The organism is Volucribacter amazonae, assembly GCF_029783845.1.
In the GTDB taxonomy this organism is placed as follows: Bacteria; Pseudomonadota; Gammaproteobacteria; order Enterobacterales; family Pasteurellaceae; genus Volucribacter; species Volucribacter amazonae.
On sequence record NZ_LWID01000001.1, the window covers coordinates 2248476 to 2261553 of the forward strand.

The window sequence follows — 13078 nt, forward strand, 5'->3', positions numbered from 1 at the left end:
ATTATAACTCTATGATTTTATTTAACTCTATGGTTTTATCTAACTCTTGTTCAAAGTTTTGAATTACCATTAATTTATTTTTAGCTTCGGCTATAGCTTGTTTAAGGTTTGCACTATTTTTAATCGTTTCTTTATAATCCTCTAATAATTGATTAAAGCGTTGGTCAAATTGAGCATTAAAGAATAGAATAAATTGTTCTACTAACTGTTCGCCATTTTCCAACACTTTTGCTTTTGCACTACGCATTAAACTATTAAAGGCATTAATTACCTCGCTAGAACGATTATCCCAAACCTGTTCTAAATCAATATATTCTTTCTCAATCTCCTTATAATAGCCATCACCCCATGAGAATATGTTCCACCATGTACTTGTACTAACCCATTCATCAGTTTTTTCCATTTCAATATTTATTTCATCTTTTTGGATTTTAGATATAGTATTAAAATTGAATGCATTAACTTGATGCTTAATACCTGTTAATACAGATAGATTTAAACTTTCAACTTCACTAAAGAGTCTTTCCACAAAACGATGATAATCCTTGGCTAGCTCTTGTTTTACAGTATCTTGATCCATTTCAATTAATTCTTCTAAATCAAGAATAGTGCGGTTATATTCATGTTTAATGTCTTTAGTAAAGCTATCAAGTAATTTCTCAGCCTCATTTGGTTTTACTTTGCCTTTGAACTTATCTTGCCATTGATTAATTAATTGGCGAGTTTTACTTTCTTGAGTTAACAGACTTTTAGCTACAGTATTGGAAATACCTCGTTCTTGTTGTTTTAATTGCTCAATATAGCCCTCGCTAGTAAACCCTTCTTTACGTTTTTGTTCAAGTACTCCAATGCTTTGAGCTAATTTTTCTAATTCTCCTTGATTTTGATTTAGACTCGCTTTAATTTTCTCTTTATTTGAACTGTCTTCAATAATACGTTTTAATGCCTCATAAGCGCGGTTTACCCTATGTGGTAAATTATATTTATTAATATAGTCATCAATCATGGCTTCTACTGCAGGTAGGCCACTGCGATATAGGGCTATGGGGTAATTTTTTTTGTCTAAATCCATTTTGACTTGTGGGCTAAGTGGCATATATTGCACTAAATCCATTGTGGCTTCTTCTTTAAATAGATCAATTTTGCCATTCATATCAGCACGTTCGAGACGTGTTAATAAGTCTTCATTTAGTGCATGTTTCCTTAGTAAGCCTGTTAAATAAGCCGATACAGGATATACCATAGGATTCTGAATACCATTTTTTTCCAAATAAGTTTTTGCTCTTTCTACTACGCCTTCAATGTTTTCCCCTTTTTCTGGATCAAACACATCCGCTTTATTGACAACAAAAATAAAGCGATCACGGTTTTGTTTACCCTCTTTATGCATTATTTCAGCAATATCTTGTAAAAGAGAACGATCATCGTTAATCCCTAACTGTGTACCATTTAATACATATAAAATAAGTGGATTCCGTTTAGAATCACGAATATGTCTCATTGTGGCTAAATTATGTGTTTGATCTTGACTATTATTTGGTCCCGGGGTATCCGTTAAAACTAAACGAACATTGTCTCGCTCAGTAATACCAACAATATTTCCCTCAATATTGATTTGATGGGTTTCCTTATCTTTATTCCAGTTACTTAATATTTCAAGTGATTCATCAGCTTCAGTTTTGGTAGTAAAACAAAGATTAGTATTTTTACTAAGATATTTCCCATTTTTATCAATACGGTTGGCAATAAAATATCCTCTTTCCATGCTGTCATTATCTTTAATAGAGGCAATAGTAGCTGTCGTGGCTTCATTAAGGGCTGGTAAAACGCCACAGCCAAGCATGGCATTAATTAAAGTGGATTTTCCTGAAGACATGGTTGCCACAACATACACATCAAAATCACGATTAATTGCTTCTTCAAAATCCTCTTTTACCTGAGGATTATCGGCAATATAGCTACTAAATATCGGATCATTTTTAGCTTGTTCCATTAATTCTTGAATTTTGTTTAAGCGTTGTTCACCACCATCCACTTCTGTACATTGCAGTTCAATATCCATACCTTGTTCTTTGGCATTTTCTACCGCTAGTTGCATATCTGCACAATCTGTTGTTGTGCCTTTAAAATGAATATTAAACGAAGTCTGATTATTAAGTTCCCTATATAAAGCTTCAAATAAATGATCAATCCAATGCTGTAAACGTTGATTTTTGTATTGATCTAATTCAGAATTTTCAGCAATATCATACCCATCAACTTTGAAAGTTGTTTGAATAGTAAATGGGTTATGTTCAATGAATATTTTGTGCGGATTCATAAGGTTTTCTCCTATATTTGTTGGTTTGATAATGTTTTTTTCTAAGTTGATATAATAAGAAATTAAATGTTCTAATAAAGGAATACCGCTATTAACTAATGCTTTAGCTAACTCTTTAGAGGAAATATTTCGTTTTGTGCCAACAGAAAAGCTTTTTGTTTGATCAGTAGTGATTTCCAATTTAGAATCAAAAGTTTCTAATAATCCTACAGGTAAGTTAAGATAGTATTTAAAAACACTTTTTGTGGGTTCTGCTAAATGGGATAATAATGAAACCTTATCATAATAAGTTATTTTATCACCATTTATTATTTTTCTTAAATTTAAGGCATTTACCGCTGATGTTGATATAATAATTGGTTTTGTAAAACCTAATTTTTTTAGATAAAGATTAGCATTGTTTAGCATATCTAGTAAACTTTCTTTCTCTTCATCTATAACATCAATTTTATTTAAAACAAAGACAATATTCTTATCGCAACGTTTGCTTAAAATATTTTTTATGTTCTTTAATAAAAGATAATCATCGTTGATACCTAATTGTGTGGCATTCAGAATATAAATTAATAAGTTATAATCGCCATTATCTAAATAATCTTGGGTTATTTTTTGATGTCGGTAGTCTTGACTATTATTTACACCCGGCGTATCTATAATAGACCAATGATGTTCTTGATGAGAAAAATTAGCTAAACACCCTTTTACCTTAATATGATTAATTGCTGGATTTTTATTCCATTGCTTTAATAAATCACGATTAACATTATCAATATAGTATTCTCTTGTGTTGATTTCTGCATTTTCACTTTGTTCATTAAAACTTATATAAGCATAGAAATTTTTTTGGCTGCAATGTTGTATCTCCGTTATAAGTGATGTTGTAGCTTCATTTGCAGAATGTAATAGATTTTGGCCTATTAAAGCATTAATCAGAGTAGATTTACCTGAACTCATTGTAGAAACAATTAATACTTTAAAGTTGTTTTCTTTATCAAGAGTAATTTTATTCATAGATTGTTCCTGTATAATTTCTGCATTTTAGTATTTGTCAAAATACAGCCTTTCTTATATCATTACTTTTACAATTAGGACAAATAACTTGATTATTTTTAAATAAGTTACTTATTCTATTAAGAATATTATTATGATCTATATAAAAATGATGATCGCATTGATAACAACGATAATATTGTCTCCCCTTTATTCTTTGTAAAGGGGATTGATAAAATTGATTAGTCATATTGTTTTATCCTGAATATTACAAATTATTTTATATAAATAGGGTAAAATATATTTTTCTCTTTTATCAATAAGTGATTAAAAATAAAGAACTGTTAATCTAATTTTTAGGTTTAGTTAATTTTATTTTTAACGTAAATTTAATTAAGTCGTATTCGTATTCAAGATCATATTCTTTATGTAAGTTTATTAACAATGTTAATCCTAAACAAATAATAGCCGTAAGTGCTGCAATACTTAATCCTGTTGTAGCACTAAGCGTTGCAACTCCTACAGCTGCAGAGCTACCGCCTGTAAAAGGTATTGCTGCTATTGATGCACTTAAAGCTAATAAAGAAAATTTTCCTAAATTTTTAACTTTTTTGCTTTTCTTTATTTGTTCAGCTAATTCTCCTTTTACGATAAATTCAGGTTCTTTATTTTTTACAGCTTTCTCTAATTCTTCTTTAGTCGTGATAACTAACATAACAACTCCTTATTTAATATAAATTTACTGTTTCTTTATTTCCCCAAATACTCCCTCAATCCCATCTCTAACTCCTGTTGCCAATCTTCTGGGCTAATAATGGTTAAATTTGGGATCCAATAGCGAATAATTGGGAAAAGTTCTAGTTTATGAGAAATCATTGTCGAGATAATTAATTCGCCATTATCTAATTGCTTTACTGTTTTTTGTTCAGGCAATAATGAACGGCGAGTAAAATATTGGCTAACTTCTGCTTTTATTTTAATGATAATTTCTACTTTATGTTCTTTGTGCCAAACGCTTTCTTCTTGTTCAATTCTCTTTAATAAGTTTTGATCTACTTCAAATTGAATAAAGGTTTTTTGAATTTTATCTATTTTGCTAAGTAAAAAATTCTTAATTTTATTTTCGTGTTTAGCGGCGAGATACCAAATATCATTATGATTGACTAGTTTATAAGGTTCAACTTGATAGGTTTTCTTTTTATGAATGTAATAAAAAATAACTTGTGTTTTATCATTAATACAATCTTGTAATTTATTAAATTGTTCTTTAATGTCTTTTAAATCTTGGTAGCGATGCTTCACTGTAAAGCCAAGATTTTCATTTCTCATTTGTTTGTCGAGGTAATTCTTTTTGATATTTGGTAATAATTTATCGGTACTAATAGCTTGAGAAAAATGTTGAAAACTTTCTTCATCAAATTTACCTAGCTGTTCTTTTTCTAAAGAATATTTTCTTGGACGACCCGTATATTGAATATTTAATGAAGATAAGCGAGCAATATCTCGTTGGATAGTTTTCTCACTCACTTTATATTGTTGTGCTAATTCTTGACGTGTAAAAGATTCACCAAGATTAAGGCGACGAATAATGTCGACTAATCGATCAGCGAGTTTTTCACTGTAATCATTTACTTTTGGCATAGTGCTTTTCTCAGAAAAATAATTTTTAGTATGATTTCTAGTAATTTAAATAATTCTATTTTCTCCTCTCTATTTTGTTGATATTCATTATGGTTAAAGTCACCAATAGTTTTATCCATATTCATAATTATCTCATTTAAAAAAGAGTTAATATGGTTACAACTATAGTTTTCATAATTTAAAATTTCATCATTTATTTTATTTTTATATTCAATATTTTGTAATGATTTATTATTACCCATTTTTATAATAGAATGTAATAAATCTGCCTCAATAATCTCTATTGCATCTTCTTTTGAGTTTGTAAATATATTAAACAACAAATGAATTCTTTGGTGTACAAACATTAAAAGTGTTTTATAATTATTTTCTTTATCTTTTTTAAACTCGTTTTTATATATATATGAAAAACTCCTAATTGATCTAATAATATGACTTATATAATAATGTTTAATAGTATCATCATCTGGTTTCTTTATACAATTAAAAACTGTCTCACCTTTTTTATTCATTAATGTTATTTCTGCTTGTATCGGTTTGCTTCCACCTTTAATTTTAACAATAGAAGATTGATATAATGAATCAAATAAATCTTCTAATGAATTTTTATCTAGGTTATATAAAAAAACTAGTCCAGGTTCTAATTTACTTAATTTTCTTTGTAACTGTTTTATTTCTGCATCACAGATATATTCATTGAGAAGAATCCCCCATCCGTTATATTCCCTTTCAATGAAATCTTCAATATATCTATCTATATTTTCATTATTTAAGAATTCTTCTCTACTGACCAATTCAAACTTATTGCTCATAATAATCTCCTTTTTTGACAATCACAGATGTAGAATATTGCTTTTGATTAATATACTAACAACCAAATTAGACAGCTTATGTCCTCTTTTAAAGAATTATTTTGTCTTTTTTTGCAAGCCTTGACCTTTTTTACAGAATTTTATGTCGATTATAAGATCAAAATGCCGTTTACATCAATAGGCAAAAGCCTACTATTTTCTGTTAAATGCAGGAGGGTATATCGTTGCAAAAAACAGAAAAAAACTTGGGCAAAAATGTTGGTAGGGCGATTGCTAAATATCGCCAATCGGCAAAGCTGACGCAAGCCGAAGTTGCTGAGATTTTAAACATTAGTATTGATGCGGTTTCACGTATGGAACGGGGGATTATTATGCCCTCAGTGGCACGTTTAATTGAGTTAGCGGAAATTTTTGATTGTGAGGCGGCAGATTTGTTAACAGCGAGTAGCCCAAGATTACAAGATCAATCACAATATTTATTTCAGTTATTAAATCAATTAGATGAACAGGAACGTTGTCAATTAATCCATATTATTGAGTCAATGATTAATTGGCATAAAAAGGAATAAAATAATTTTATAGTCGTCTCATTTTAAATTGAAACATCTATATTTCTCTTTTCTATAAAAGTGCGGTCAGTTTTGCAGAAATTTTGGCAAAACTGACCGCACTTGTCATATTAAAAAGATTATATTCTGGCTTTTTCGCCACCAAATTCATCAAGTAAATGTTGGGTTAGATTGGCGAGTTCGCTGGTCATTAACAGAAAATCGGCATCAAAACGTTGAGCATAATCTTCTTTTAAAATATCGTCGTTTTTACTACGAATATCATCGGCAAATTTTAAGCGTTTTAAACTGCCATCTTCGTTAAAGAGAAAACTTAGATGATTTTCCCAATCTAAGGCTAATTTGGTAATGCGTTTGTTGGCACTTAATGCGGTAAGGATTTCTTGGCTATCCAAGGGTTGATTTTTACAGCGAATAACCGCTTGTTCATCATCGCCTTTTAATTCCGCTTCATCTAAACTAAGCAACCATTGTGGCAAATGCTGTTGCTTAATCCAATCGGTCATTACTAAGCTAGGTTCATTAGCAAAGGCGAGGGGGACAACAGGCAATGAGCCTAAGGATTTACGCAATAAGGCTAACATATCTTCCGCGCGTTTACTTGAGGCGGCGTCCACATAAATCAGTTGATTTGCACTATCAATCCATAGGGCGGTTTGTTGGTGTTTGCTAAAGGCTCGTGGTAATAAGGTGGCAATCACATCATCTTTTAGGCTTTGTTTCTCGGTTTTGTTTAATTTACGTTGTTGTTTTTGTTCAAGTTCATCAATGCGTTCATCAAGGGCTTTTTTGATAACTTGAGCAGGTAAGATTTTTTCTTCTTTATGGGCAACCAGTAAAATTTGTTGATTAGCGGAGAAATGCAGCATTTCGCTACCTTTGAGTGGGCTTATCCAACCAAATTTGCTCATATCCTGTTGTTGGCAAGCAAAATACTGCTGTTGTTGTAATTGAGCCTGTAAGGCATTGTCTGACCAATCTAAAGGCTTGGTTAAACGGTATATCATGACATTTTTAAACCAGAACATAGTCAATCCTTTTATTATTTTGTTAGAATAGTCGCCCAATTTGCTTGCTTTATGGCAAGGCAGATAAAGATGATTGAGCTAAATGGGATATTGTACCCTAAAATAGGAAAAGAATATGCAACAAAAATCCATAGTATTTATTGGTGGCGGTAATATGGCACAAGCCATTATTTTTGGTTTATTGAGTAAAGGCTATCCTGCTCAGTTGATCAATGTGTGTGATCGCAATCCAAGCAAATTAGCCTTGTTTGCACACAAAGAGGTTGCCATTGAACAAGATAAAGAGAAAGCCTTGCAACAGGCAGAGGTTGTGGTATTAGCAGTTAAGCCACAAGCTATGGCGGAAACTTGTGCGGAATTTGCAAGTGCGGTGGATTTTAGCGATAAATTAGTGATTTCCATTGCCGCTGGGATCAGTTGTGCCAGATTAGCCCAATTATTGCCGTCCGCACAAGCCATTATTCGGGTTATGCCGAACACGCCAGCTTTGGTATCAGAGGGAATGACAGGCTTATTTGCCACTGAACAGGTTAATTTGCCATTGAAACAATTTGCACAACAACTTTTTTCAGCGGTGGGGCAAATTTGTTGGGTGGACGATGAACAACAAATGCACCATATTACCGCAGCAGCAGGCAGTAGTCCCGCTTATTTTTTCCTGTTTATGGAGGCAATGGCACAAGCCTTGGCAGACAGTGGCTTAGAACCTGAGCAAATTCGCTTGTTAATTCAGCAGTCAGCATTGGGGGCAGCCAAAATGGTGGTAGATAATCCTCAGTTATCCTTAAGTCAACTGCGTGAAAATGTAACTTCAAAGGGTGGTACAACCGCCGCAGCGTTGCAGGTTTTCCAACAACATCAATTTACTCAGCAAGTACAACAAGCGATGCAGGCTTGTATTGCACGTTCACAACAAATGGAAAAACAATTCTAATGATAGTTCGTCCTTTTACTTGGCTAGCCTTGAGTTTTTTTGGCTATTTTATTGCTTATGGCGTAGCCGTACCTTTTTTACCTGTTTGGTTAAAACATCAATCCTATGGGGCTGAATTAATTGGCTTAGTGTTAGCTTGTTCCTATTTCTTTCGCTTTTTAGGCGGCATACTTATCGCCAATCAGATCAAGTCGCCACAACAATTAATTCCTATGCTGAGAACCCTTGCTTGGTTAAGTATTGGATTAAGCCTATTAATGATTTTTACTGCCAATTATTTTTGGTTATTATTTATCGTTATTGCCCTATACAGTATGGTTAATTCCGCAGGTATTCCTTTAACCGATACCCTTGCCAATACTTGGCAAAAACAAATTTCCCTTGATTATGGCAAAGCTCGCTTAATTGGCTCAGTGGCATTTACCCTCGGCGTAGTGATCTTTGGCAATCTTATTGGTTGGTTAGGCGATCAATATATTGTCTGGATTTTGACCGCACTTTTTTTGTTGTATAGCCTGTTACAAATGGCAACACCAAGTCTTGCCCCAGCAAATCAGCAAGGCACACAACAAGGTTCATCAAGCAGTTATTTGCAATTATTGCGTGAGCCTACGACCTTAAGATTATTAATTGCCGCTTGTTTAATTCAAGGCTCACACGCAGGTTATTATGCTTATAGTGTGCTTTATTGGACAAGTCAGGGGATTTCGGTGGGTTATACTAGTTTATTATGGGGCTTGGCGGTTACTGCTGAAATTTTAATCTTTTTCTTTTCACGGCGCTTATTCAAAAATTGGAATATTGCCCATTTATTTTATCTTTCTGCGATTGCTTGTGTTATTCGTTGGTTAGTTTATGGCAATGTAACGGATCTCTGGCTGATTGCCTTATTGCAAACCTTTCATAGTTTAACTTTTGCGGTAATGCATTATGCTATGGTGAATTATATCGCCACACAACCACAACAAAATATGGCGAAACTACAAAGCCTATATAATGTGCTATCAAATTGTGTAGGGATTGGAATAATGACCGCACTTTCTGGCGTACTTTATCAACATTATTCTGCCACTGTATTATTTACTACAATGGCAATTTGTGCTGCCACTGCCATTTTTATTATTCCACGCCATATAAAAGCGGTGATTTATCAGCATTAATTCTAGCAGTTCCTCTTTAAAATAATGTTGGCACGCTTTGTCGTACCGCTTTATTTTAAATTGAAACGACAATAGCATTTAACCTTGGTAACTAAGATTGAAAATATCTTCTAACACTAACGCAATACCATCATTATCATTATCTTCAGTAACTCGCCGACAAATTTGCTTGATTTCATTAGGTGCATTTCCCATGGCTACGCTTAATCCTGCATATTGCAACATATCTTTATCATTAAAATTATCACCAAAAGCAATAATTTGTTGTGGCTTTATCTTTAATTGTTTCAATATAAAAGCAATCGCCTGAGCTTTGGTTGCTTTTGGATGCATAATTTCTAAATAACAAGGTTTAGAGCGATGAATAGCAAGTTGTGGAAAACGATGGCTAAGTTGTTGGGCTAATTCATTAATCACTTCAGGCTCAGCCATTAACAATACCTTATGTACTTGTGATAAGGCATCTTTCTTATATTCTGCCTGTAAACCTGTAATTTGTTGTTCTTGTTTTACCCAAGCATTACTGACATCATTGGTTAGCCAAGAGAATTGATAATAATAATTTATGGAAATTGATGATGAATAGTGAGCTAAAAATTGTTCTAATTGAATAAAATCGGTTGTATCAAGGGGAAGCGAATAAATTGAGTTTAATTCTTTATCTAAAATCAAAGCGCCACTATAACAAATGATACATTGTTGATTATTCAATTGATCGGCATAAGGAATCATAGCTCGTGGTGGACGAGCTGAAACCAAAATAAAGGGGATTTGTAGTTGCTGATAGAGAGATTGAATAGCCTGTAAAGTACGAGGGGAAATTTGATGTTGGCGGGTTAATACTGTACCGTCCATATCACTAAATATCGCCTTATACTGTGTCATTATTTACACCTCAGAATACAAAAAACGATGTAAAAATTTACCGCACTTTGCTTTAAAACAAAGTGCGAGATTAACTAAAATAATTCTTCCATTTGTTTGCCTTCTCCTCCCGTTGGAGTTAGGCTTTCAATTTGGTAGCCTCGTTCAGGTACATAGGCTCGAGTTGGCTCTGTGCCTGAAATAAAGTATTCGTTCATTCCTCCCTCAGTAGCAAGCAAGCCTGAACGTGGATCGATACGGCGTTCAACAATGCCTTGAGGAATGGGTAATTTACGTTCAGGTACATCTTTTAAGGCAGTTTTCATATAAGCAATCCATGCGGGCATCGCACTAGTTCCACCTGATTCGCCACGTCCTAATACTAATTTATTATCATCAAAACCAATATACACTGCGGTAGCGAGGTTAGCACCGAATCCAGCATACCAAGCCACTTTATTGTTATTGGTTGTCCCTGTTTTTCCACCAATATCACGTCGTTTGAATTCATTTGCCATACGCCAACTTGTTCCTCGCCAGCTTTGCCCTGCTTCGCCGAAAACTGCAGAAGTTAATGCACTTCGCATTAAAAAGGCAAGTTCGCCACTGATTACTCTCGGCGCATAAATCACTTGATCATTTTCACTTTTCGCTTGTGCCATTAAGTTTAATGCGTTGTCGTCTAAAATTTTATTATCCTGTGCTAATTCAGGTAAGTCTGGCACAGCTTGTTGTTGATCTTCGGCATATTCATCGGTAGGCAAATGATCTTGTGCTAACGCTTGACTATTTTGTAATTCCACATTAAAGGCATCAAGTTTTTGTGTTTCCCCGTAAATCACAGGAATATTGTCGCAGGTTGGGCAAGCAATTTTCGGGTTAGCCACAAAAATATCATTGCCGTTATTATCTACAATTTTATCAATTAAATAAGGATCAACTAAAAATCCGCCATTATCAAAGACGGCATAAGCACGAGCCATTTCTAGAGGAGTAAATGAAGCTGCGCCTAAGGCTAAGGCTTCACTGGCATAATATTGATCTCGTTGAAAACCAAAACGTTGTAAATAATCTGCTACATAATCTACCCCTGCCATTTGGATTGCACGCACTGCAATCATATTTTTGGATAAGCCAAGTCCAACACGCAAACGCAAAGGTCCGTCAAAACGATTTGGTGAATTTTTTGGGCTCCAAACTGCTTGTCCGGGTTTATGAATCACAATAGGAGAATCAAGCAAAATAGTGGACAGGGATAAACCACGATCTAAGGCGGCAGCATAGACAAAAGGTTTAATTGATGACCCCACCTGCACTAAAGATTGTGTTGCTCGGTTGAATTTACTCAAATCAAAACTAAATCCGCCGACAATTGCCTCAATCGCTCCATTATCGCTATTAATTGAAACCAAGCCTGAATTTGCTTCAGGAATTTGTGCTAAAAGCCAATCGCCATTTTCTCGTTGCCGAATCCAAATTTGCTCGCCCACTTTAATTGGCATTGTTCGCCCTGTCCAACGCATTGCACTAGCAGGCAATTGCATTTTATCGCCATTGGCTAATAACAATTCTGCACGCTCTTTATTCACAGCAAGCACTGCGGCAGGGATTAATGGGTTAGCATTAGGTAAGCGTTTTAAGAAACCAATAATGCGATCATTATCCCAAACTTCTTCCCCTTGTTTCCATAAAGGTGCACCACCACGATAACCATGACGCATATCATAATTTATCAAATTATCTCTTAGGGCTTTTTGTGCAGCAGCCTGATCTTGCGATTGTACTGTGGTATAAACCTTATAACCTTTGGTATAAGCATTTTCTTCACCATAGCGTCTTACCATTTCTTGGCGTACCATTTCGGTAACATAATCTGCCCGAAAATCAAGTTGTGAGCCATGATAAGCCGCTACTATCGGTTGTTTAATGGTTTCTTCATATTGCTGTTGACTAATCATTTTTTGGCTTAACATCCGAGACAACACAATATTACGCCGTTCTTCCGCTCGTTTTACCGAATATAAAGGGTTCATGGTAGAAGGGGCTTTGGGTAAGCCTGCGATCATTGCCATTTCGGATAAAGTCAGCTGATCCAAATCTTTACCAAAATAGGTTTTTGCCGCAGCAACCACGCCATAAGAACGATAGCCTAAATAAATTTTATTTAAATAAAGTTCTAAAATTTCGTCTTTACTCAGGGTATTCTCAATTTCAATGGCTAAAATGGCTTCTTTTACTTTACGCATAAAAGTACGTTCAGGGGTAAGGAAAAAATTACGCGCAAGCTGTTGAGTAATGGTACTCGCCCCTTGTGATGCCCCTCTATTTTCAAGAGCTACCTTTAATGCTCTTGCAATTCCAATAGGATCTAAGCCATGATGTTCATAGAAACGGCTATCTTCGGTCGCAAGTACCGCGTCAATCAAGGGTTGAGGTATATCTGCTAACTTCACTGGGATACGCCGTTGTTCACCCACTTCGCCAATAAGTTTATTATCGGCAGTAAAGATTTGCATAGGCTGTTGCAGTTCTACGGTTTTTAATGCTTGTACATCAGGTAAATCTGATTTTATTTGTACATAAAAAATACCCACTGCTACGCAACCCAAAATAATTAAGGTTAATAGCGTACTAAATATTAATTTTACGATCCTCATCGCGAAATTCTCTCTCAATTAGTGCATAAATATCAAAATTAATTAACTATATCATTTAATCACAAATTTATGAATGTTATCCGCAAGTACACAAAAGATATAA

Annotated in this window: 10 protein-coding genes; 3 read left to right on the forward strand and 7 right to left on the reverse strand. The window is 34.1% G+C overall.

Annotated elements, in window-relative coordinates:
- Position 1 precedes the first annotated feature (1 nt).
- From A6A20_RS10780 to A6A20_RS10795, 4 genes are all read right to left on the reverse strand, one after another.
- Positions 2–3331 (reverse strand): dynamin family protein, encoded by a 3330-nt coding sequence (locus A6A20_RS10780; RefSeq protein ID WP_279573426.1) that lies wholly within the window; start codon positions 3329–3331, stop codon positions 2–4.
- A 328-nt stretch (positions 3332–3659) separates the two neighbouring features.
- Positions 3660–4025 carry a hypothetical protein gene (locus A6A20_RS10785; RefSeq protein WP_279573427.1) on the reverse strand — a complete coding sequence of 122 codons (366 nt, stop codon included), beginning with the start codon at positions 4023–4025 and terminating at the stop codon, positions 3660–3662.
- Between the two features lie 35 nt (positions 4026–4060).
- Positions 4061–4951: a helix-turn-helix transcriptional regulator gene (locus A6A20_RS10790; RefSeq protein ID WP_279573428.1), complete on the reverse strand. Its 891-nt coding sequence runs from the start codon at positions 4949–4951 to the stop codon at positions 4061–4063.
- The gene (locus A6A20_RS10795; RefSeq protein WP_279573429.1) at positions 4939–5763 is read right to left on the reverse strand and encodes a hypothetical protein; all 825 of its coding nucleotides are present in this window, start codon (positions 5761–5763) and stop codon (positions 4939–4941) included. The genes A6A20_RS10790 and A6A20_RS10795 overlap by 13 nt, the downstream gene beginning before the upstream one ends.
- Before the next feature lie 224 nt (positions 5764–5987).
- On the opposite strand from A6A20_RS10795, the gene A6A20_RS10800 reads away from it, so the two are divergent.
- Entirely contained in the window at positions 5988–6332 is a 345-nt protein-coding gene (locus A6A20_RS10800; protein WP_279573430.1) for a helix-turn-helix domain-containing protein, read from the forward strand.
- Between the two features lie 119 nt (positions 6333–6451).
- Here A6A20_RS10800 and rdgC read toward each other — a convergent pair whose 3' ends face one another.
- Positions 6452–7360 (reverse strand): recombination-associated protein RdgC, encoded by a 909-nt coding sequence (gene rdgC, locus A6A20_RS10805; protein ID WP_279573431.1) that lies wholly within the window; start codon positions 7358–7360, stop codon positions 6452–6454.
- A 115-nt stretch (positions 7361–7475) separates the two neighbouring features.
- On the opposite strand from rdgC, the gene proC reads away from it, so the two are divergent.
- Both proC and A6A20_RS10815 read left to right on the forward strand, forming a co-directional pair.
- Positions 7476–8294 (forward strand): pyrroline-5-carboxylate reductase, encoded by an 819-nt coding sequence (proC, locus tag A6A20_RS10810; protein WP_279573432.1) that lies wholly within the window; start codon positions 7476–7478, stop codon positions 8292–8294.
- Complete coding sequence (locus A6A20_RS10815; RefSeq protein WP_279573434.1) at positions 8294–9454, forward strand: 3-phenylpropionate MFS transporter; 1161 nt, start codon at positions 8294–8296, stop codon at positions 9452–9454. Before proC ends, A6A20_RS10815 begins: the two co-directional genes overlap by 1 nt.
- A 78-nt stretch (positions 9455–9532) precedes the next feature.
- Here A6A20_RS10815 and A6A20_RS10820 read toward each other — a convergent pair whose 3' ends face one another.
- Together A6A20_RS10820 and A6A20_RS10825 are read right to left on the reverse strand one after the other, a co-directional pair.
- Complete coding sequence (locus A6A20_RS10820) at positions 9533–10339, reverse strand: Cof-type HAD-IIB family hydrolase (RefSeq protein WP_279573436.1); 807 nt, start codon at positions 10337–10339, stop codon at positions 9533–9535.
- 74 nt (positions 10340–10413) lie between these two features.
- On the reverse strand, positions 10414–12975 hold the full coding sequence (locus A6A20_RS10825; protein ID WP_279573437.1) for a penicillin-binding protein 1A: 2562 nt from the start codon (positions 12973–12975) through the stop codon (positions 10414–10416).
- Positions 12976–13078 lie beyond the last annotated feature (103 nt).